This window comes from Sphingomonas sp. (assembly GCF_035490575.1).
Taxonomy (GTDB): domain Bacteria; phylum Pseudomonadota; class Alphaproteobacteria; order Sphingomonadales; family Sphingomonadaceae; genus Sphingomonas.
The window spans coordinates 1-21,370 of record NZ_DATJLI010000172.1 but is presented as its reverse complement, the minus strand read 5'-3'; the positions used below and the strand labels follow the sequence as shown (position 1 = coordinate 21,370).

17 protein-coding genes are annotated in these 21,370 nt (G+C 63.9%); 12 read left to right on the top strand and 5 right to left on the bottom strand.

Going from position 1 to position 21,370, the window contains the following annotated elements; all coding sequences use genetic code 11:
• Window positions 1-8 precede the first annotated feature (8 nt).
• From VL973_RS13280 to VL973_RS13265, 4 genes are read left to right on the top strand one after another with little or no spacing between them, the layout of a single operon-like run.
• A complete protein-coding gene (locus tag VL973_RS13280; RefSeq protein WP_325284507.1) occupies window positions 9-1,544 on the top strand; it encodes a tryptophan halogenase family protein in 1,536 nt (511 codons plus the stop codon).
• A gap of 19 nt (window positions 1,545-1,563) precedes the next feature.
• Complete coding sequence (locus tag VL973_RS13275; RefSeq protein ID WP_325284506.1) at window positions 1,564-2,988, top strand: tryptophan 7-halogenase; 1,425 nt, start codon at window positions 1,564-1,566, stop codon at window positions 2,986-2,988.
• Window positions 2,985-4,499 (top strand): tryptophan halogenase family protein, encoded by a 1,515-nt coding sequence (locus VL973_RS13270; protein WP_325284505.1) that lies wholly within the window; start codon window positions 2,985-2,987, stop codon window positions 4,497-4,499. The genes VL973_RS13275 and VL973_RS13270 overlap by 4 nt, the downstream gene beginning before the upstream one ends.
• Window positions 4,500-4,503: 4 nt before the next feature.
• Window positions 4,504-6,018 (top strand): tryptophan halogenase family protein, encoded by a 1,515-nt coding sequence (locus VL973_RS13265; protein WP_325284504.1) that lies wholly within the window; start codon window positions 4,504-4,506, stop codon window positions 6,016-6,018.
• Here VL973_RS13265 and VL973_RS13260 read toward each other — a convergent pair.
• The gene (locus tag VL973_RS13260; protein ID WP_325284503.1) at window positions 6,015-7,031 is read right to left on the bottom strand and encodes a cupin-like domain-containing protein; all 1,017 of its coding nucleotides are present in this window, start codon (window positions 7,029-7,031) and stop codon (window positions 6,015-6,017) included. The genes VL973_RS13265 and VL973_RS13260 overlap by 4 nt on opposite strands.
• A gap of 228 nt (window positions 7,032-7,259) precedes the next feature.
• Between VL973_RS13260 and VL973_RS13255 the strand changes: the two genes are divergently transcribed.
• From VL973_RS13255 to VL973_RS13225, 7 genes are all read left to right on the top strand, one after another.
• The gene (locus VL973_RS13255; protein ID WP_325284502.1) at window positions 7,260-8,111 is read left to right on the top strand and encodes a TorF family putative porin; all 852 of its coding nucleotides are present in this window, start codon (window positions 7,260-7,262) and stop codon (window positions 8,109-8,111) included.
• Between the two features lie 13 nt (window positions 8,112-8,124).
• Window positions 8,125-8,214, top strand: coding sequence for a K(+)-transporting ATPase subunit F (gene kdpF / locus VL973_RS13250; RefSeq protein ID WP_325284501.1), 90 nt, complete (start codon window positions 8,125-8,127; stop codon window positions 8,212-8,214).
• Window positions 8,215-8,224: 10 nt separating this feature from the next.
• The gene (gene kdpB / locus VL973_RS13245; RefSeq protein ID WP_325284500.1) at window positions 8,225-10,261 is read left to right on the top strand and encodes a potassium-transporting ATPase subunit KdpB; all 2,037 of its coding nucleotides are present in this window, start codon (window positions 8,225-8,227) and stop codon (window positions 10,259-10,261) included.
• 117 nt (window positions 10,262-10,378) lie between these two features.
• A complete protein-coding gene (gene kdpA, locus VL973_RS13240) occupies window positions 10,379-12,043 on the top strand; it encodes a potassium-transporting ATPase subunit KdpA (protein ID WP_325284499.1) in 1,665 nt (554 codons plus the stop codon).
• A gap of 14 nt (window positions 12,044-12,057) precedes the next feature.
• Window positions 12,058-12,618 (top strand): potassium-transporting ATPase subunit C, encoded by a 561-nt coding sequence (locus VL973_RS13235; protein ID WP_325284498.1) that lies wholly within the window; start codon window positions 12,058-12,060, stop codon window positions 12,616-12,618.
• Between the two features lie 33 nt (window positions 12,619-12,651).
• Window positions 12,652-15,306 carry a sensor histidine kinase KdpD gene (locus VL973_RS13230; RefSeq protein WP_325284497.1) on the top strand — a complete coding sequence of 885 codons (2,655 nt, stop codon included), beginning with the start codon at window positions 12,652-12,654 and terminating at the stop codon, window positions 15,304-15,306.
• Window positions 15,303-15,992: a response regulator transcription factor gene (locus VL973_RS13225; protein ID WP_325284496.1), complete on the top strand. Its 690-nt coding sequence runs from the start codon at window positions 15,303-15,305 to the stop codon at window positions 15,990-15,992. The genes VL973_RS13230 and VL973_RS13225 overlap by 4 nt, the downstream gene beginning before the upstream one ends.
• A 158-nt stretch (window positions 15,993-16,150) precedes the next feature.
• Here VL973_RS13225 and VL973_RS13220 read toward each other — a convergent pair whose 3' ends face one another.
• The 3 genes from VL973_RS13220 to VL973_RS13210 are packed head-to-tail and all read right to left on the bottom strand — an operon-like array spanning window position 16,151 to window position 18,151.
• The gene (locus VL973_RS13220; RefSeq protein ID WP_325284495.1) at window positions 16,151-16,828 is read right to left on the bottom strand and encodes a potassium channel family protein; all 678 of its coding nucleotides are present in this window, start codon (window positions 16,826-16,828) and stop codon (window positions 16,151-16,153) included.
• The gene (locus tag VL973_RS13215) at window positions 16,818-17,381 is read right to left on the bottom strand and encodes a potassium transporter TrkG (RefSeq protein WP_325284494.1); all 564 of its coding nucleotides are present in this window, start codon (window positions 17,379-17,381) and stop codon (window positions 16,818-16,820) included. Before VL973_RS13215 ends, VL973_RS13220 begins: the two co-directional genes overlap by 11 nt.
• Entirely contained in the window at window positions 17,378-18,151 is a 774-nt protein-coding gene (locus VL973_RS13210; protein ID WP_325284493.1) for a potassium transporter TrkG, read from the bottom strand. The genes VL973_RS13215 and VL973_RS13210 overlap by 4 nt, the downstream gene beginning before the upstream one ends.
• Window positions 18,152-19,467: 1,316 nt before the next feature.
• Between VL973_RS13210 and VL973_RS13205 the strand changes: the two genes are divergently transcribed.
• Window positions 19,468-21,063: a carboxylesterase/lipase family protein gene (locus VL973_RS13205; RefSeq protein WP_325284492.1), complete on the top strand. Its 1,596-nt coding sequence runs from the start codon at window positions 19,468-19,470 to the stop codon at window positions 21,061-21,063.
• 91 nt (window positions 21,064-21,154) lie between these two features.
• Here the strand turns inward: VL973_RS13205 and VL973_RS13200 are convergent.
• Window positions 21,155-21,370: NADPH-dependent FMN reductase family protein (locus VL973_RS13200; RefSeq protein WP_475526722.1), on the bottom strand; the 216-nt coding region annotated here is incomplete at its 5' end.

Here is a 21,370-nt window from a genome sequence, read left to right as displayed (position 1 = left end):
GCACTGATATGCGCGCATCCTGCGTGATGCGCGGTTCCCCGATCGAACGCATCTGCATTGTCGGCGGCGGCACCGCCGGGTGGATGACGGCGGCAGCGTTGTCAAACCGGCTGAAAGGGTTGCCGGTCGCCATCCGGTTGATCGAGTCGTCCGAAATCGGGACCGTCGGCGTGGGCGAAGCAACGTTGCCGCACATTCGCGCCTTCAACACCACGCTGGGCATATCCGAACCCGAATTGATGCGCGCCACCCAGGCGACGTTCAAACTGGGTATCGAGTTTCGCGACTGGGGCCGGATCGGCGACCGGTATATCCACCCGTTCGGCGATTTCGGTCCTGTGGTGGACGGCGTGCCCTTCTACCATCACTGGCTTCGTCTGCGCGCGCTGGGCGACACGACCCGGCTGGATGACTATTCCTATCCGGTCGTCGCCGCCGAACAGAACCGCTTTCGCCACCCCTCGACCGATATCGGGGCGGTCGAGTCGACCTTTGGCTATGCGTATCAGTTCGATGCGTCGCTCTATGCCGCGTTCCTACGCCGCTATGCAGAGGCGCTTGGCGTTGAGCGGCTGGAGGGCAAGGTGGTGGAAACCGCGCTTCACCCCCAGTCGGGCCATGTCGAACGCGTCACGCTGGCGGACGGGCGAACGATCGCCGCCGACCTGTTCGTCGACTGTTCGGGCTTTCGCGGCCTGTTGATCGAAGGGGCGCTGGCGTCCGGCTATGACGACTGGCGCCGATGGCTGCCGTGCAACCGCGCAGTGGCGGTGCCGACCGGCAGCGCCGGGCCGCTTGGCCCCTATACCCGCGCGACCGCGCGCACCGCGGGGTGGCAATGGCGCATCCCGTTGCAGCACCGGGTCGGCAACGGCCATGTCTATTGCAGCGACTTCATCAGCGATGAGGATGCGACCCGGCAACTGGTCGAAAATCTCGATGCGCCGATGCAGGCTGAACCGCGCCAGTTGCGCTTCACGACCGGGCGGCGCCGCGATTTCTGGAAGAAGAACGTGGTCGCGATCGGCCTCGCGGGCGGCTTCCTCGAACCGCTCGAATCGACTTCGATCCATCTGATTCAGGACGGCATTACCGAATTGCTGGCGCTGTTCCCCGACACCGGGTTCGATCCCGTCGAGATCGGCGAATATAATCGCCGCATGTCGCTGCACTACGAACGCGTTCGTGATTTCCTGCTGCTGCATTACGTCGCCACCCAGCGCGACGACAGCGAGATGTGGCGCCATTTCCGCGCGCTGACGCTGCCCGACAGCCTGGCCGAGAAGATCGAGGCATGGACGACGCGCGCCTATGTCGTGCCCTATGAGTTCGGGCTGTTCCTGCCGCCCAGCTGGGTTGCGGTGATGATGGGACAGAATCTGATGCCCAGGGGCCATGATCCCCGCGTGGGCCGGACGGACGACACCGCGCTTCGCACCCGCGCGCAGGCGATCCGTTCGGGCGTCACGCGCGCCGTCGCCGGCACGCCCGATCATGCCGATTACATCCGTCGCTCGGCCGCGGCGGCCAGTCTTGCGGCCTGACGGCGCCATGTCCGGCGACATGCGGCACATTCTGGTCTGTGGCAGCGGCCTTGCCGCGCAGATGGCGGTGGCGGCCCTGTCGCATCAGCTGCCGGACGAGGTTCGGATCACGCTGCTCGAAACCGGCGACACGGGCGACAGCGATCTGTTCTACGGCACCGTCACCGGCCCCAGCGCCTATGCCTTCAACCTGGCCGCCGGGGTCGAGGAACCGGCGCTGGTCCTGTCGAGCGACACCGCCTTTTCATGGGGCACGCGATATGCGGCATGGGGTCAGGACCATGCATGGACGCAATGCTTTGCCCTGCCCCTGCCCGTGCTCGACGGCGTGATGTTCCACCAATATCTGGCCGCGGCGGGCGAGACCGCGATCGAACCGTATCTGATCGCCGCCACCGCCGCGGCCAGAGGCGCGTTCGCGCACCCGCCTCGCGAGCCGGGCGGCGCGAAACCGCATCCGCTATCGCGCGCCGATTACGGCTATCAATTCGATCCGGCAGCCTATGCTCGCCTGTTCGCCGCCGCGCGCATGGCCGGACGGGTCACGGCGGTCACCGGCGAACTGGCCGGCGTCGATCTGCGCCACGAAGGTATCGCGGCGGTTCGCCTGATCGACGGCCGCACGCTGGACGCCGACCTTTATGTCGACTGCACGGGACCGCAGGCGTCATTGCTGTCGAGCCTGTCGCCGGACTGGGTCGGCGATCGCCGGATCGCCATCACCGTCAGCGATGGGGATGCGGCGACGCCGGACCGCCCCTTTCGCAGCGTGCATGCGACCGCGCATGGGTGGGATAGCGTGACATCGCTCAAGGGCCGGACGCGGCATGTCGGCGTTTGCGACCCGGTGGATGCGGCGGACGCGGCGACGGTCACGCTGGGTCGGCGGCACCACGCCTGGGCCGGAAACTGCGTCGGCGTCGGCCACGCCGCAGGCATTCTGGAACCGATCACCCCTGCCCCGGTCATGTTGCTGGAGCGCGATATCGATCGGCTGCTGTCGCTGATACCTCCTTCGGGCGATATGGCGGTGGAGCGCCGTGAGTATAATCGTCGGCACGATGACGACCACGCGCACGCCGCCCTGTTCAACCGCGCCCTGTTCGCGACCACCGGCTTGCCGGATGCGCCCTATTGGCAGGCCGCGCGCCGTGAGCCGTTGCCCGAAAAGCTCGCGCGCAAGCTCGCCCTGTTCGCGTCGCGCGGCGTGCTGGTCGGCTATGACCTCGAACCCTTCCACCCTGAGGATTGGGTCGTGCTGCATCTGGGGCTGGGTCGCCAGCCGCAACGCCATGACCGGCTCGCCGATCGCGCATCGCCGGCGCGGGTCAACCAATATCTGTCGGCGATGAAGCGCGAGATCGAACAGACCGTGGCGACGATGCCTGAAAGCGGCCGCTACCGCGCGCAGCTCGAACGCTATCTGCAACGCGCGCGTCGATGACACCGCCCGGCCTGCTTCGGCAGATCGTCATTGTCGGGGGCGGGTCGGCCGGGTGGATGACGGCTGCGGCGCTGTCCAGTCTGCTCGACCCGCGCGAAGTTACCATCACCCTGGTCGAATCGGACGCGATCGGCACGGTCGGCGTGGGCGAAGCGACGATACCCGACATCCTCGCCTTCAACCGGATGCTCGGCATCGGCGAGACCGAGTTCATGAAGGCGACGCAGGCGACCTTCAAGCTGGGCATCGAGTTTGTCGACTGGGGGCGCAAGGGCGATCGTTACGTCCACCCGTTCGGCCAGCACGGCGTCGACATGCAGGGCATCGACTTCCACCAATATTGGCTGCGCGCCCGTGGCGAGGGGGCGACCGACCCGATCGAGGCATACAGCCTGTGCGCGGTGGCGGCACAGGCGGGGCGCTTTGTCCTGCCCGACCCCAATCCGCGATCGGTGCTGTCGCAAATCCGCTATGCCTATCATTTCGACGCCACGCTCTACGCTGCGTTCCTGCGCCGCTATGCCGAGGCGCGCGGCGTGCGCCGGGTCGAAGGCGCGGTGCGGAACGTGCGCCGCCACGCTGAAAACGGCTTCATCGCGGGGCTGGATCTGGGCGACGACCGCGCGGTCGATGGCGACTTCTTCTTCGACTGCACCGGGTTTCGCGCGTTGCTGGCGGGCGACACCCTGGGGGTGGGCTTTGTCGACTGGAGCCACTGGCTGCCCTGCGACCGCGCGCTCGCGGTGCCCAGCGCGCATCAGGGGCCACTCGCGCCCTATACCCGCTCGACCGCGCGCGACGCCGGCTGGCAATGGCGCATTCCGACCCAGCGGCGCGTCGGCAACGGCCACATCTATGCCAGCGCATTCCTGTCGGACGACCGCGCGGCCGACATGTTGCTGTCCAGCCTCGACGGGGCGGCGCTGGCCGATCCGCGCCCGATCCGGTTCCGCGCCGGGTGTCGGGAGGCGTTCTGGACGGACAACTGCATCGCCATCGGGCTGGCGGCGGGCTTTCTGGAGCCGCTGGAATCGACCTCCATCTATTTGATTCAGGAAGGGATCAGCCGTTTCATCTCGCTGTTCCCGCGCGCCGACATCCCTGACATCGTTCGCACCGAATATAACCGCCACATGCGGACCGAGTTCGAGCAGGTGCGCGACTTCATCATCCTGCATTACGGCGCCACCGAACGCGACGACACGCCGTTTTGGGATTATTGCCGGACGATGAAGCTGCCCGACACGCTGGTGCACAAGATCGAGCTGTTCCGCCGCACCGGCCGCGTGTTCCGCTACAACGACGAACTGTTCGCGCGGCCCAGCTGGATCGCGGTGATGCTGGGCCAGCATATCGTGCCGCAAGACTGCGACCCTGTGGTCGCGACCCTGCCAGCGAACGACATTGCCCACAGCCTGAAATCGATGCGCGGCGCCATCGCCGCTGCGGTGGAACGAATGCCAATGCATCAAGATTTCATCGAGCGCCATTGCCCCGCGGATTCAGCCTGAACCCATGACCGACAATCGCATCCGGGATATCGTCATCGTCGGTGGCGGCACGGCGGGCTGGATGGCGGCGGCGGCGCTGTCACGGGTGCTGGCGGGCGGCGGCATCCGCATCCGGCTGATCGAATCCGAAGCAATCGGCACCGTCGGTGTCGGCGAAGCGACGATCCCTCACATCCGCTATTTCAACCGGCTGCTGGGACTGGACGAGAATGATTTCGTCCGCCGCACCGCCGCGACGTTCAAGCTGGGGATCGAGTTTGTCGACTGGGGCCGCCTGGGCGACCGCTATATCCACCCCTTCGGCAGTTATGGGCAGGAGATGGAGGGGCTGCACTTCCATCATTTCTGGTATCGCTATGCCCAGGGCGGCGGGATGCTGCCGCTCGATCGCTTCAGCATCGGCATCGGCGCCGCGCGCGCCGGCAGGTTCCAGCGCCCCGATGGCGCCCGCGCCGATACCCCCCTGGCCACCTTGTCCTATGCCTTTCAGTTCGATGCCGCGCGCTACGCCCGCTACCTGCGCGAACGCGCTGAAGCATCGGGTGTCGAGCGGATCGAGGGGCGCATCACCGACATTCGCCTGAATGGCGAAACCGGCCATGTCGAAACCGTGCTGCTGGAGGGCGAGCGTTCGGTCGACGGGGACCTGTTCATCGACTGCTCGGGCTTTCGCGGGCTGTTGATCGAAGGGGCGCTGGCGACCGGCTATGACGACTGGCGCCACTGGCTGCCCTGCGATCGCGCGGTCGCGCGGGCTTGCCGCCGGCTGGGCGATCCCGCGCCCTTCACGCGCGCAACGGCAAAAGCGGCGGGCTGGCAATGGCGTATCCCGCTCCAGTCGCGCACCGGCAATGGTCACGTCTATTGTTCAGACAATTTAAGCGACGATGCGGCTTTGGCAGTGCTCGATGCGGGACTGGACGGGGAAGCGATATCGGACCCGAATTTTCTGCGCTTCACCACCGGCGCCCGGCGCAAGGTGTGGAACCGCAACGTCGTGTCCCTGGGACTGGCGGCGGGGTTTCTCGAACCGCTTGAATCGACATCGATCCACCTGATCCAGTCGGGCATCGCGCGGTTGCTGACCAACTTTCCCGATCGCGGGTTCAATCAACACGACATCGATTACTACAACCGCCGCACGCGCGCGGAATATGAGCAGGTCCGCGATTTCCTGATCCTGCATTACAAGGCGACGCAGCGCGACGACACGCCGTTCTGGAACTATTGCCGCACCATGCCGATTCCGGCGACACTTGAGGAGCGCATCGCGATCTTTCGCGAGAATGCGCGGCTATACCGGCACGATAACGAATTGTTCAGCGAAACGAGCTGGCTGGCCGTGCTGCACGGTCAGCATATCGCACCGGCACGCTATCACCCGATCGCGGGTTTCCTGCCCGATGCCGAACTCGAATCGCGCATGAACCGCATCGCCGCCGCCATGGACGCGGGTGTCGCGGGGATGCCTGCCCACATGGCGTTCATCGAGCGATATTGCCGCGCCGACGCGGCCTAGCGTCGCAATTCCTCGATCAGATAGTTTTTGACCGCCTTCGCGCGTTCGGGAGTCATGTCTCCCAACGCGCCGCGCCCGGCGGCGGGCAGGTGCGCGACCGCCGCGTGTCCGTCGCCGAACACATAATGGTCGAACCATTCGCGCCAGACCCCGCGCTCATGCTCGGGCAGGTCGCGGATGCTCATGATCGCGTGCATCAGCGTGCGGAATGGCGATCCGGCCCACGCCCGCTCGCTCAGATCCCACCAGTAATTGACCAGCATGTTGATCGGCGACAGCGCCTCGACCTGATGCCACCACATATAGGGGATATAGATCGCATCGCCGGGTTCCAGTTCGGCCTGCTGCGCGAACGGCATCGCGTCGGCGAAACGCGGGTAGCGCGCCAGGTCGGGTGCATTCAGGTCGACCATGCTGACCGGCGGCCCGGCAAAGGTAAAGTCGAACGGCCCGACATACAGATTGCGAACCTGCTCGGGCGGGAACAGCGTGAAACGCCGGCGCCCTCCGACAACGACGGCGACATTCTCCGACATGTCGAAATGGGTTGAGACGGTCGCGCGATTGCCGACCCACAGCCGCGCGACCGCGCCAGGCCCGGCAATATCGGTCGCATTGTCGCGCGCGAAATCGGGACAATTCTCGCTGATCGGCACGGCCCCCGCATAAAAGGCGGGCGGCTCCGCCTCGTGCTCGACGCTCAGCAGCACGTCGAGCAGTTCGGCGATCGGCGCGAAACGCTGCTGGTAGTTCAGGCCGCGCATATCCTCGCGATACCAGAAGCGGCCCTTGATCTGCGGCGGCCCCAGAAAGGCGGGCACCGGCTTGCCCAGGTCAACGCCGCGAACATAGTCGCAAAGCGCGCGCGGTGATTGCCGGGCGGCGGCGACGGCGGGCCATTCTCCGGCCAGGCCGCGCAACACCGCCGGTCGCCGCAGCGGCACGATTTCACTTTCGAACCGATCCCGGTCGACGTCCCGCCATTCGCGCACTTCCGCAAACCGTTGCGCCATCACCCAGAACCTCTCCGCAACCGCAAGGCACGATGCCGCCGCCTTGGTCCCGCTCTAAAGCGCCACTCGCCCCAAGTCGATGCCGGGGGTCCCGCCCGCCCCCTTTGCAACCTGCCGCGCGATTTTACGCAATCCTTATGCGCCGGCCACCAGCTTCGCATGGCAACCTAACACCCTTTGCGCTCAATGACCGTTCCGGCCGCCACCCTGGCGGTTCGGAGAATTTCGATGGTCCGTAATCTGATGGCGTCCGTGGGACTGGTTGCCGCCCAGCCGTTGCTGGCGCAGGAAACCGTCCCGAGCGACCCACCACCCGCACCACTGGCGGTCAGCGGCAGCGCATCGCTGGCATCCGATTACCGGTTTCGCGGCGTGTCGCAGACCGATGGGAACGCCGCCGTTCAAGGTGGCGTGACGATCACCCATCAAAGCGGCGTTTATGCCGGGACGTGGGGATCGAACCTTGCGGGCTGGGGCACCTTTGGCGGCGCAAACATGGAACTTGACCTGTTCGCCGGGATCAAGCTGCCGGTTGCGGCGGGCACGCTGGATACCGGGCTGGTCTGGTATATGTATCCCGGCGGCGCCGACACGACCGATTTCGGCGAATTATATGCCCGTCTGTCGGGCGCTGTCGGTTCGGCGACGCTGACCGCCGGCATCGCCTATGCCCCGGCCCAGCGCGCGCTGGGCAATGTGTTCGCCACGGGGGCGGCAGCGCAGGCAGGGGTGCCGGACGATGCCGGCGACAAGGAAGATAATCTCTACCTGTCGGGCGACGGCGTGGTGCCGCTTGCCGGAACGCCAGTCAGTCTGAAGGCGCATATCGGCTATTCCGACGGCAATCCGGGTCTTGGTCCGAACGGAACCAGCATCGCGCCGACGGGCCGCTATTGGGACTGGTCGCTGGGTGTGGATGTCACGCCGGTCGACGGGCTGACCCTGGGGCTGGCCTGGGTCGATACCGACATCTCCCGCGCCGAGTCTGCCTATCTTCAGCCCTATTTCTCGCGCGGTCAGAACGGCACCGGCACGATTGCCGGATCGACGCTGCTCGCCACGCTGACCGCATCCTTTTGATGGAGGCCCGACCATGACCGCTGAACTCTGGCTGGGCGCGATCGTCGCGCTCGGCCTGCTGATCTATCTGCTCGCCGCGCTCGCGCGGCCCGAACGGTTCTGAAAGGCACGCCATGAGCCAAGCCGCTCCCCCCTCATCGCTGTTCACCGGGCACCTGATCGGACCGGCGATGCGCGATGCCTTTTTAAAGCTGAACCCGCGCACATTGATCCGCAATCCGGTGATGTTCACGACGGCGGTAGCGGCGGTGATGCTGACCATGTTGCTGGTGCTTGGCCTTGCGCCCGGATCGGTCGCGTTTCAGGTGCAGCTGGTTTTCTGGATGTGGCTGACGGTGCTGTTCGGCAATTTCGCCGAGGCGCTGGCCGAAGGGCGCGGCAAGGCGCAGGCAGCATCGCTGCGTTCGGCCAAGGCCGAACTGGTCGCCACGCGCGAACTGTCCGGCGGGCGCCATGAAAGCGTCGGCGCGGCCCAGCTCAAGGCCGGGGATATCGTCATCGTTGCCACGGGCGACCTGATCCCCGCCGATGGCGAGGTGATCGAGGGGATCGCATCGGTCAACGAGGCCGCGATCACTGGTGAGAGCGCGCCCGTCATCCGGGAGGCGGGTGGCGACCGGTCGGCGGTGACGGCGGGCACGCGTGTGATTTCGGATCGCATTCGGGTGCGCGTGACGCAGGAGCCGGGCCGCGGCTTTCTCGACCGGATGATCGCGCTGGTCGAGGGTGCGGAACGCGCCAAGACGCCGAATGAAATCGCACTGACGGTCCTGCTGGTCGGTCTGACCATCATTTTTCTGATCGCGGTGGCGACCATTCCGGCCTTTGCCGCCTATGCCGGTGGCAGCGTGCCGGTCGCGCTGCTGTCGGCGCTGCTGATCGCGTTGATCCCCACCACCATCGCGGCGCTGCTGTCGGCGATCGGCATTGCGGGCATGGATCGCATGGTGCGGTTCAACGTGCTCGCCAAATCAGGCCGAGCGGTCGAGGCGGCGGGCGATATCGACGTGCTGCTGCTCGACAAGACCGGCACGGTGACGGTCGGCGACCGCCACGCGGTCGAGTTTCGACCGATCAACGGCACATCGGCGCGCGAACTGGCCGAGGCCGCGCTGGAGGCAAGCATCGCCGACGAGACGCCGGAGGGGCGTTCCGTGGTCACGCTGGCGCGGGAAAAACATAGCCTGACCCAGGCCAGCCAGCGCGCCGATGCGGAAACTATCCCCTTCACTGCCCAGACGCGACTGTCGGGCGTGAAATATGGCGATGTCCTGATCCAGAAGGGTGCGGTGGATTCGATCCTGCGTGCCAACCCGGAGGCGGCAGGCTCCCGCGCCGCCGATGAACTGCGGAGCATTGCCGAGGAAATCGCACGGTCGGGGGGAACCCCGCTGGCGGTCGCCCGCAACGGTCAGCTACTCGGCGTCGTCCATCTGAAGGACATTCTGAAGGCGGGTATCCGCGAACGCTTCGCCGAATTGCGCCGCATGGGCATCCGCACGGTGATGATCACCGGCGACAACCCGCTGACCGCCGCGGCCATCGCCGCCGAGGCCGGGCTGGACGATTTCCTCGCCGAGGCGACGCCGGAGGACAAGCTGGCGCTGATCCGCAAGGAACAGGGCGAAGGGCGGCTGGTCGCGATGTGCGGCGACGGCACCAACGATGCGCCCGCGCTGGCGCAGGCCGATGTCGGCATCGCGATGAACACCGGCACCCAGGCGGCACGCGAGGCGGGCAATATGGTGGATCTGGACAGCGACCCCACCAAACTGATCGAGGTGGTTGGCCTGGGCAAGCAGTTGCTGATGACTCGCGGGTCGCTGACCACCTTCTCGATCGCCAACGACGTAGCGAAGTATTTCGCGATCATCCCTGCCCTGTTCGCGGCCGTTTACCCGCAACTCGGCGCATTGAACGTGATGGGCCTGGTCAGCCAGGAAAGCGCGATCCTGTCGGCCATCATCTTCAACGCCGTCATCATCCCGTTGCTGGTCCCACTCGCCCTGCGCGGCGTGCCCTATCGCCCGGTCGGTGCCGCAAAACTGCTGGTCCGCAATCTGGCGATCTACGGCGTGGGCGGGCTGCTCGCACCCTTCGCGGGGATCAAGCTGATCGACCTTGGCGTCAACGCGCTCGGCCTTGTCTGAGCCTTATCGGGATACCGAACATGGTGCTGCTCTATCTTGCCCTCGGGCTTCTTACCTTCTTGATGCTCGCCGGGCTGGTCAAGCTCGCCGGCCGCGCCTGACCCAGGAATCGATCCAATGACCGATGCACTTTTGCTTGTCCTGCTGATCGTCGGCGGCACCACGCTGCTGTCGATCCCCCTTGGTCGCTATATGCGCTGGGCAATGGACCCGGTGACGGCCAGCCGCCTCACGCGGTGGTTTCAGACGATCGGCGGCGATGCGGCACGCACCGAACAGAGCTGGCAACGCTATCTGTTCGCCATGCTTGGCTTCAACGTGGCGATGTTCGTCGTTGTCTTCGCCATCTTGTCGCTGCAGCAGGTGTTGCCGCTCAATCCCGACGGGATGGAGGCGCTGTCGCCCGATCTGATCTTCAACACGGCTGCGTCGTTCACGACGAACACCAATCTGCAGCATTATTCCGGTGAAGCCTCGCTGAGCTATTTCACACAGCTTGGCGGGCTGATGTGGCTGCAATTCGTGTCCGCGGCGACGGGCATTGCGGCATTGACCGCAATGGCGCGCGGGCTGGCCGGACACAAAATGCTCGGCAACTTCTTCGTCGATGTGCAGCGCGCATCGTTTCTGGTGCTGTTGCCGGTCGCCGTGATCGTTGCCGTCGCGCTGGTCATCGGCGGCGTGCCGATGACGCTGGGCGGATCGGTTCAGGCGACGGGTCTGGAGGGCGCGGCACAGACGATCGCGCGGGGTCCTGTCGCTGCATTCGTCGCGATCAAGCAGCTTGGCACCAATGGCGGCGGCTTTTTCGGGCCGAACTCGACCCATCCGTTCGAAAACCCGACTTTCTGGACCAATGCGCTGTCGATGGTTTCGATCATCCTGATCCCGATGGCGTGCGTATGGATGTTCGGCCGGATCGTCGGCCGCCCGAAGCACGCCGCGGTCGTCTTTGCCGTGATGCTCGCCTTTCTGTGCGTGAAGGCGACTGGATCGATCGCGTTCGAAACCGCCCCGACCCAGGCGTTCGCATCGCTGCCGATCGTCGACGCCGCTGGCAATCTTGAGGGGAAGGAACTGCGCTTCGGTGCCGCCGGTGGCCCGCTCTGGGCCGTGCTGACGACCTCCACCAGCAACGGATCGGTTGGCGCGATGCACGACAGCCTGAATCCACTCGCTGGGCTGATGCCGATGGTGGGGATGTGGCTGAACGCGACCTTTGGCGGCGTCGGCGTCGGCATGATAAACATGTTCCTCTACATCATCGTCGCGGTGTTCGTGGCAGGCATGATGGTCGGTCGCACGCCTGAATATCTGGGCCACCGAGTCGAGGGACGCGAGGTCAAGCTGGCGATCATGGCGCTGGCCGCGCACGCGCTGTTCGTCCTGGGCGGCACCGCGCTGTTCGCTGCGACAAGCTGGGGGGCCGATACGCTCAACAACACTGGCCCGCACGGATTCAGCGAGATGCTGTATGAGTTCAGCTCTGCTGCCGCCAACAATGGTTCGGGCTTCGAGGGGCTGGGCGACAATACTGTGCCCTGGAACATCGCCACCGGGCTGATCATGCTGCTTGCGCGGTTCATCCCGATCATCCTGCCGCTGGCGATCGTCGGATCGTTCGTCGCCAAGCGCCGCGCGGCCGAATCGGCGGGCACCTTGGGGGTCGAGGATGCGACATTCGGCGTCATGCTCGTCATCACCATCGTCGTCTTCGGTGCCCTGACCTTCTTCCCCGCAGCCGCGCTCGGCCCGATCGCCGAACACGTGCTGTTCATGTGACGGGAGCAACCAGAATGACCTCGATTCTCGCCAGCCTGCGTATCGTCATCGCCACGCTCGTGATCTGTGTCGTCGGCTACACCGCGCTGATCCTCGGAATCGCTCAAACGGTGACACCGACCACGGCCAACGGCCATCTGATCCGCAATGCTGACGGACAGGTGATCGGCAGCAGCCAGATTGCCCAGCCGTTCACAACGCCGCGCTATTTCTGGCCGCGCCCCTCGGCGGTCGATTACAATGGGGCTGGCGCCGGCGGCAGCAACAAGTCGCCGACGTCCACCGACCTGACCGAACGCGGCACTGAAATCACGGCCCGATATGGCGCAACGACCGATACGCCACTGCCCGCTGATCTGGCCGCAGCATCGGGCGCAGGGCTCGACCCGCATATCAGCGTGGAGGGTGCCCGCTATCAGGCCAGCCGCGTGGCCGAGGCGCGCGGAATTGCAAGGGCTGACGTAATGGCGCTGATCGAGACCCGTGCCTTTTCACCCGGCGGACCGTTCACCAGCGACCGGATCGTCAACGTGCTGGAACTGAACCTGGCGCTCGACCGTGCGCGAGCCGGTTGAGTCCCGGCCGAACTCGGCGCATCGAAGACACGTATGACCGAGCCGGACCGCCCCTCCCCCCAAGCCCTTCTTCGCGCGGCCGCGCAGGAAGGCCGCGGCCGTTTGAAAGTATTTCTGGGTGCAGCGCCGGGCGTCGGCAAAACCTATGAAATGCTGCGTGAGGGGATGGCGCGGCTGAAGTCGGGCAGCGATGTCATCGTTGGCGTCGTTGAAACGCATGGCCGCGCCGATACCGAGGCGCTGACCCAGGGTTTCGAGATCATCCCCCGGCGTCTGATCGACTATGAAAGCCACCAACTGACCGAAATGGATCTGGACGCCATTCTGGAGCGTCGCCCGGCGCTGGTGCTGGTCGACGAACTGGCGCACACCAATGCCGCGACCAGCCGTCATCCCAAGCGGTGGCAGGACGTCACCGAACTGCTCGATGCCGGAATCGACGTTTATTCGACGCTGAACGTCCAGCACCTTGAAAGTCTGAACGACGTGGTCGCGTCCTTTACCAAGGTGCGCGTCCGTGAAACGCTGCCGGACAGCGTGCTTGAGCAGGCGGAAATCGAGGTGGTCGATATTCCGCCCGACGAGCTGATCGAGCGACTACGTGAAGGCAAGGTCTACGTGCCCGCCGAAGCCAGCCGAGCGCTCAGCCATTTCTTTTCCAAATCGAACCTGTCGGCGCTCCGTGAGCTGGCCCTGCGACGCGCAGCGCAGGCGGTGGACGCACAGATGCTCGATTACCTGCGCGCGCATGCCGTGTCGGGCACCTATGCCGGGGGCGAGCGCATCCTGGTCGCCGTCAGCGAGCAGGATGGTGCCGATGCGCTGGTGCGTGCGGCCAAGCGGCTATCCGATGCGTTGCGCGCGCCGTGGCTCGCGCTGCACGTGGAAACCGCGCGCGACGAAGGCTTTACCACCGATCAGCGCGAACGGCTGGCGAGCAATCTAGGCCTCGCGGCGACGCTTGGCGCGACACTGGTCAGCATCCCGGCGACCACGGTGTTCGAGGGGATTGCCAATCAACTGGCCGAGCACCGCGTCACGCAGCTTGTCATCGGCAAATCCCGCCGGAGCTGGTGGTTCGAGCTGCGCCACGGTTCGGTGGTGGACCGCATCATCCGCCGCAGCGAAGGCGTGGCCGTCCATGTCCTGCCATTTGGCGAGACCAGCACACCGGGCGCACGGGGCAAACGACTGCGGCCACAAGAACGGATGCGTGATTATGCCATCAGCCTGGGCCTGGTCACTGCGGTCACCGTGTTCGGCATCCTGGTAAAGCCTTTGATCGGCTATCGCTCGACCGACCTTTTGTTCCTGATCCCGACCATCGCCGCTGCCACCCTGTTCGGCCTGCGAAAGGGATTGGTGGCTGGCATCGCATCCGGTCTGGCATATAATTTCTTTTTCATTCCCCCACTCCACACGTTCACGATCTACGAGCCTCAGAACGTCATCACGTTCGTCGTGTTGATGGCGACGGCCGTCGTAACCAGCCAACTTGCCGGCCGCGTTCGTGCACAGGCCGAACTGGGTGCCCGCAGTGCGCGCGACAATGCCGCGATTGCCGGCTTCGCGAGAACGCTGGGCACCCTGTCCGACGAAACGGAAACGGCACAGGCAGTCTGCGGGGAAGTGGCGCGATTGCTGGACGGTCATACCGTTTTGCTGAAACAGGATGCGGGGACGTTGAAGATCCTGTCCTGTTATCCGCCGGGCATGACCTTGGACACGATCGACATGGCCGCTGCCGATTGGGCACAAGGGCGCGGCGAGGCGGCGGGGCGCGGCACGGGCACGCTGACCGCATCGGAATGGCGGTTTCAGCCGCTCAAGACAGCCCTTGGCGCGCTGGCGGTCCTCGGCGTCGCGCGGCCCGACGCCGACGATCCGGTTCCGGCGCACCGCGCGGTCCTGTTCATGAGCCTGATCGATCAGGCGGCGCTGGCTCATGAGCGGCTGAAACTCGAAGCGGAAATGCGCGACATCACCTCTCTGAAGGAACGCGATGCCCTGCGCTCAACCCTGTTGTCGTCCATTGCCCATGACCTCAAGACACCCTTGACCGCCGTCACCGCAGGCGTGGAGGCGATGGCCACCGACGGCGCCAGTCCGCAACTGATGGCTATGGTCACCACCGAAGCGCAACGGCTGGGCCGGTTTTTCGATGACCTGATCGACATGACCCGTATCGAAGCCGGGGCGATCGTGCCGCGGCCCGAACCAACTGACCTGACCGATGCGGTCGCGGCTGCTGTCCATGATGTGCGGACCGCAAGGGAGCGCGCCGTAACGCTCGATGTGCCGCAAAGCCTGCCGCTGGTGCGCACCGATCCTACGTTGTTGCACCACATCCTGATTAACCTGATCGAGAATGCTATCAAGTTCAGCGCGCCCGGTTGCGAGATCCGGCTGGAGGGCCGCCGCGAGTCGGACAGCCTGATCCTGTCGGTGGTGGACGAAGGCCGGGGATTGCCGCCCGGCCGGGAATCTGAAGTGTTCGACACCTTTACAAGGCTGGAAGGGAACGACCGTACCGGCGGCACTGGCCTCGGCCTGGCCATCGTCAAAGGGTTCGCCGACGCGATGGGCGTTCATGTTTCCGCATCGAACCGCCCTGACGGGGTCGGTGCGCGCTTCACGCTCCGCTTTCCAGACGCGCTGATCCTGCGGCATTCGGACGCGCAAACATGACAAGTTCCTACCGCATCCTCGTCGTGGACGATGAGCCCGCCATCCGCCTGCTCGTCCGCCGTGCGCTGACCCGTACGGGCTGGGAAACAGCGGAAGCGGCAAGCGCCGCAGCGGCGCTCTTAGATGCGCGGAGAAATAGCTTTGACCTTGTGATCCTTGATCTGGGCTTGCCCGATCGGGATGGGCTGGAACTGATCGCTCCGCTGCGCGCGACAGGGGCTGCCGTTCTTGTCCTGACTGCACGCGAAGCGGTTGCCGAAAAGGTCGCCGCCCTCGATCTGGGTGCCGATGATTATGTGACCAAGCCGTTCGATACCGAGGAATTGCTCGCGCGTGTGCGGACTGCACTGCGCCATCGCCAGGCGGCGTTGCGTGAAGTTCAAAGCGTTCGCGCGGATGATATCGACATCGATCTGGACTCACGACGGATCACCAAGGGCGGATTGGAGGTGCATCTGACACCCAAGGAATATGCGTTGCTGACGCTACTGGTGCGCCATGCCGACAGGGTGGTGACGCACAGCTTGTTGCTGCGTAGCGTTTGGGGCTCGGCACACGAGGCCGATGTCGAATATTTGCGCGTTACTGTCCGCGCGCTTCGCCTGAAACTGGAACGCGACCCCGCCCATCCCAGCCTGATCCGGAACGAGCCGGGCGTCGGCTATCGGCTGACGACCACGCCGTGAGCGCCTTTATGCGACCCTCATCCCCGGTGACGGCATCGACCATGGATGGCTTATGGCCACCCCCAGGCTCAGCGCTGTTCGAGCCGGTATCCGATGTCCCCCCTTCGGCTACCAATGACTGTGTGTCGTCTGCAAGGATGCCAGCAATCTCGCGTGCGTCAGGTCAGGCCGGCGAAGCGCTGAACCAGATCGACCCGCCCCGACACAATCAGAATGTCATCGGCTGCCATGACCGTATCGGGCCGGGCATAGGTAAAATCCTCCCGCGGGCGTTTGATGCCGACAATCGTAACGCCATGCCGCGTGCGGATCGCCGACTCGGCTAGTGTCAGCTTAGCCATCGCGGCGGGCGCACGGGTCTTGGCGATGGCAAAATCGTCGTCGAATTTAATATAATCGATCATCTGCCCCGTCACCATATGAGCGACGCGCTCGCCCATGCGCGCTTCGGGATAGACGACATGATGCGCGCCCGTCCGCTCCAGAATGCGGCCGTGACGCTCGTTCGTCGCTTTTGCCCAGATGGTCGGAACGCCAAGATCGACCAGCGCCAGGGTGGTCAACACGCTCGCCTCCAAGTCGCTCCCGATACCTACGACCGCGCTTGAGCAGTCACAGGTGCCCAATTGTCGCAGGGTTTCGACATCGGTGGTATCAGCCTGCACGACATGGGTCAGCCGGCCGGCCATCTGCTGCACGCGCTCGGCATTTTCATCGACGCCCAGCACCTCATGGCCCATGCGAACCAGCGATTCTGCGACTGCGGTGCCAAAGCGGCCAAGACCGATCACGATGATCGTGCGCGCCTTGCGGTTGGCGCCAAGTTTAGCCGACAATGGGTGTCTCCTCCGGATAGCGATAGGGTTTACGCTGTCCGCCCAGTGCCAGCGCGGTGGCGACCGTGATCGTACCGACCCGCCCGACGAACATGAGCACGATCAGCACCAGCTGACCTGCTGGTGGCAGGTCGGCGGTGATGCCGGTCGACAGGCCGACCGTTGAGAAAGCCGAGATCGTCTCGAACAACACGTCGCTCAAGGAAAACGGAGTGATCGACAACAGGATCAACGTGCCCACTCCGATCAAGGCGACCGCCAGCAACACCACCGTCAACGCCTGTCGTTCGACCCGCGTGCTGATCCGCCGCTTGAAGATCACCGCATCCTGTTGGCCGCGAATTTCGGACCAGACGACGATACCCAGCAGGAAAAAGGTGGTCACCTTGATGCCGCCAGCCGTACCAGCACTGCCGCCCCCGATGAACATCAGCAGATAGTTGATCGACAAGGTCTCGATGCGAAACGCGCCGACGTCCACGCTGTTGAATCCGGCCGTGCGCGGCATCACGGAATGAAAGGCAGCGTTGAGCATTTTATCGCCGACGTTCATCGGGCCGAGCGTGGCTGGATTACCCCATTCTGCCGCAGGATGGCGACAAAGCCGATGATGAGCAGGATGATCGTTCCAGAGACGGTAATCTTTGTGTGCAGCGACCATGCGCGCGGCTCGAGCGCGCGCATTCTCACCTCCTGCATGACCGGAAACCCAAGGGCGGTGATGACGACTGCCAGCATGATCGGCACCAGCACCACGGCATCGCTCTGGAACCCCATCAGGCTGTCGGAAAAGATCGAAAAACCCGCGTTGTTGAACGCAGACACCGCATGAAACCCACCGTTCCAAGCGGCTTCCGCCCAGGACTGACTGTAACCGAACCGAAAGCGCAGCGACAAGGCGGCGGCGACGGCAAGTTCGACGATCAGGGTGATTGCGAACACCAGCTTGAGCACCCCGACGGCATCTCCGGTTTCCAGCCGATTGCGTTCCGTCTGGGTCAACAGCCGGTTGCTCAGCCGGAAGCCACGCCCGGCGACCAGGCCGAGCAGTGTGGCCGCCGTCATGATCCCGAAGCCGCCGATCTGAAATAGCACCAGAATGATGACCTGCCCGAAGGGCGACCAGTAGGTGCCGGTGTCCACCGTTATCAGACCGGTCACCGCGACCGTCGAAGTGGCCGTGAAAAGCGCGGTTATCAACGGAGCGCTACCGGCGCCCTCCCGCGCAACAGGGAGCGCCAGCAACACTGTTCCGCACAGGATAGCTAAAAGGAAAACGACCGGAACCAACCGGGTCGGATGGCGGATGCCCCTTAGCTGCATCGCGCATCCTTCATTACAATCTCGCCCCAATCCCACCCCTGTGAAGTTACCGGATACGACAAAGGTGACGTTATAATCGAGAAATTGCCTCTGCTATACTTCTGGCGTTGGCTGAACGCGCTTGAAGGCACGGGACCGCCGATTACCGCCAAACACCGCCGATTCTACTACCCCTCACTCCCACTCGATTATCCGCAAGCATCATAACCGGTTGATCTTGCATAAGAAAAATATTTCTTCACCTCTGCGATACCGTCCCAGGCACCGCGGATAAGTTGCGCTGTTGATTTTATTGACGGAATCCGCCGTTCTCGAAAAGCGGCTTTTCCAGATCAATCGCCATCATTCGCCCTGTTAGTCGCATTCTTGGTGAATTTCGAGTTGGTCTTCGGTGGAGCAGACGCTCAAGAAAATACCGTCAGATCATCTAGCAGCTGTCTCAGCATGGCTCCGTTGCCGCGGAGATATGGCATCGGCAAGCCGGAATTATCACGCATCTGAGATGCGCGACAATTCCGCGAGGATGAGTGAGTAGGCCGTGAGCAGAGGCGGCACTTGTATCGCCCTGCCAGGCTGCTGGCGTCGTCCTGGACCGCGAAGGCGTCCATCTCTGAGACCTCAGCGGCAATGCGCCCCGCGCGGCGAACTCGAGCAGATGACCACCATCGCTCAAAAGTACGATGTGGCGGAGGCCGATGCCCGCAATCGCGCTCTCGGTCACGCCGGTGATCGACATACGAAACTGCCGTCCTCGGCGGGTTGCAGCGCACGACCGCTCCCGACCCATTCCCGGCCATTCGGTAGATCGGCGCCGCAGCCCGAAACCGGCCTTCCAGCAAACCCGCAAGCGCCCCGTTTCTCCATCCAACGGGCAATTTCGGAAAACCTTAATCGGGAACAGATTTCGGTAAAGCGATGCCACCGATCGTATGACGAAGGCCGATCTTGGCTTAGCCGTCTCACTGCGCCTTCGTTTGCGGAAATGGGGCGGCTTAGTGTCACCTGGCCGGTGCGTGTAGCATTGGCAAAGGCCACTCCAAATATGCTCATGTGCCTGTCCGTTGGAATCGGCAGGGTATTTACCGGCTTTGGTTCATTGGGGCTATGACATCACGTCATGATTAGGCTGATTGACTAACCCCACGATCCAATATTGAATGTGAGGCAAGAGATTGCCGTAAACCGTATTATGCAAAGGCAGACATCCTAGATGCCTTTAAAATCCATATGCTTCTGATTGAATGATCCAGCGGCAGAAAATTTAGGAAAATAGTAGTTCTACGAGCTAGGCGCGGTCCGTAATAAGGAACATTGGCGTGTCCAATCGATCATTTTTCTTGCCGATGGTTCTTGCCGTATTTCTCGGATCGCCAGCAATGGCGCAAACGGTGTCGGTTTCGGACGGCATCTTGCGTGGCGCAATCGAAGATGGGGTTGCGAGTTTCAAGGGTATTCCCTTCGCGGCTCCGCCCGTAGGGCCGCTCCGCTGGCGCGCCCCGCAACCAGCCAAGGCTTGGTCCGGAGAGCGCGACGCGACCCAATTCGCTGCGGATTGCGCGCAGCCGGGTGGTTTCCCCGGCGGAGCAGCCGCTAGGCCGAAGTCCGAAGATTGCCTGTATCTCAACGTCTGGCGGCCGGCGGATGCGAAGAGCGGCGCCAAGCTACCAGTCATGGTCTGGATATATGGCGGGGCATTCCTATTCGGAAGCGGTGCGGACCCTACCTATTCGGGGACGCAGTTTGCCAAGCAGGGTGTTATCCTGGTTACGCTCAACTACCGCTTGGGGCGGTTCGGATTCTTTGCTTTCCCCGCCCTCAGCGAGGAAAATCCTGCCGAACCAAAAGGCAATTACGCCTATATGGACCAGATCGCCGCTCTGAAGTGGGTCAGAGGCAACATCGCAGCATTCGGTGGTGATCCGGGGAACGTAACCATTTTCGGTGAATCCGCGGGCGGCGTCTCCGTACATTCGTTCCTTACCTCACCTGAAGCGCGCGGGCTGTTCCACAAAGCGATTATCGAGTCCGGCGGTGGCCGCGACGGGACGCTGACCGGGCGGCCATTGAACCGCGACAATTTAGACCGGAATTATCCTGTCTCAGCCGAAACCATGGGTATCAATTTTGCACGCCGGCACAGAATTACCGGCACTGACAACGCTGCGCTGACGAAGCTGCGTTCGCTATCTACCGAGCAGGTCGTTGACGGCGGCCAACAAACGGATGGAGAGGGCGGACCGCCGACATACCCCGGCCCGATCGTGGATGGCCGCGTCGTCGTGGAAACGGCCGAACAGGCATACAGGGCAGGTCGCCAAGCGCGGGTTCCGCTGTTGATCGGATCGAACAGCGCCGAGGTGGGCGGAGGTTTTCTGCGCGCTGATACGAAGGCCATGTTGTTCGACGGGTTCGGCAAGGGCAAGGACGCTGCCATTGCTGCCTATGATCCGGACGGCACACGCCTGCTCGCCGACCTTGTGACGATGGTGACTACGGACCGCATTTGGGCAGAGCCGGCCCGCTTTACGGCTCGTGCATTCACCGCGAAGGGTGTCCCGGCGTTCACTTACCGCTTCTCCTATGTCGCGGAGGCCATGCGGGACCGCTTGAAGCAGGGTGCGCCGCACGCATCCGAGATGAATTACGTGTTCGATACCGTCAAGGACCGCTACCAAGGCCAGCTCACGCCGACCGATGCAGCGGTCGCGCGAATGATGAACACATACTGGGCCAATTTTGCGAGGACGGGCAATCCGAACGGCCCAAATCTGTCGAGGTGGCCTCGCTACGAGCCGACCTCGGATGCCATTTTGGATTTCCGTCCGGACGGCACCGCCATTGGTGGTCCCGATCCGCATAGGGCAAGACTGGATGCCACGGAGCGGGCGGAAGGAGCGGTCGTCCCCCGTTAACTGGCGCACGTACCAGCGCGGATCAGGACAGGACGCTGCCGCCTCGTATATGATGCGGCAGCGGTGGATGTCGTCACCATCGAAAATTGCGTTAATTCTCGATCCGGCCCAGCCAGTCGCGAACCTGATTGAGCGTGCGACGTTCCTGGTCCGCTTCCATCACGAAGGGTTCCTCGATCGCGGCGCCGTTGGCGTGGGATGCCAGCACGGCCGGACTGTTGCCGACACCATACCCGCCGTGGGTGATGAACGGGCGAAGCAACTTCCCACGTAGATCGTACGCCTGCAGGAATGAGCGGATCGGCGG

Excerpts from the sequence above, each read along its gene's own strand:
- VL973_RS13255 (WP_325284502.1), top strand. The coding sequence starts at position 7,260 with ATGGTCCGTAATCTGATGGCGTCCGTGGGACTGGTTGCCGCCCAGCCG.
- VL973_RS13260 (WP_325284503.1), bottom strand. The coding sequence starts at position 7,031 with ATGGCGCAACGGTTTGCGGAAGTGCGCGAATGGCGGGACGTCGACCGG.
- VL973_RS13215 (WP_325284494.1), bottom strand. The coding sequence starts at position 17,381 with ATGAACGTCGGCGATAAAATGCTCAACGCTGCCTTTCATTCCGTGATG.
- kdpF (WP_325284501.1), top strand. The coding sequence starts at position 8,125 with ATGACCGCTGAACTCTGGCTGGGCGCGATCGTCGCGCTCGGCCTGCTG.
- VL973_RS13280 (WP_325284507.1), top strand. The coding sequence starts at position 9 with ATGCGCGCATCCTGCGTGATGCGCGGTTCCCCGATCGAACGCATCTGC.
- VL973_RS13270 (WP_325284505.1), top strand. The coding sequence starts at position 2,985 with ATGACACCGCCCGGCCTGCTTCGGCAGATCGTCATTGTCGGGGGCGGG.
- VL973_RS13235 (WP_325284498.1), top strand. The coding sequence starts at position 12,058 with ATGACCTCGATTCTCGCCAGCCTGCGTATCGTCATCGCCACGCTCGTG.
- VL973_RS13275 (WP_325284506.1), top strand. The coding sequence starts at position 1,564 with ATGCGGCACATTCTGGTCTGTGGCAGCGGCCTTGCCGCGCAGATGGCG.
- kdpA (WP_325284499.1), top strand. The coding sequence starts at position 10,379 with ATGACCGATGCACTTTTGCTTGTCCTGCTGATCGTCGGCGGCACCACG.
- VL973_RS13210 (WP_325284493.1), bottom strand. The coding sequence starts at position 18,151 with ATGCAGCTAAGGGGCATCCGCCATCCGACCCGGTTGGTTCCGGTCGTT.
- VL973_RS13225 (WP_325284496.1), top strand. The coding sequence starts at position 15,303 with ATGACAAGTTCCTACCGCATCCTCGTCGTGGACGATGAGCCCGCCATC.
- VL973_RS13265 (WP_325284504.1), top strand. The coding sequence starts at position 4,504 with ATGACCGACAATCGCATCCGGGATATCGTCATCGTCGGTGGCGGCACG.
- kdpB (WP_325284500.1), top strand. The coding sequence starts at position 8,225 with ATGAGCCAAGCCGCTCCCCCCTCATCGCTGTTCACCGGGCACCTGATC.
- VL973_RS13230 (WP_325284497.1), top strand. The coding sequence starts at position 12,652 with ATGACCGAGCCGGACCGCCCCTCCCCCCAAGCCCTTCTTCGCGCGGCC.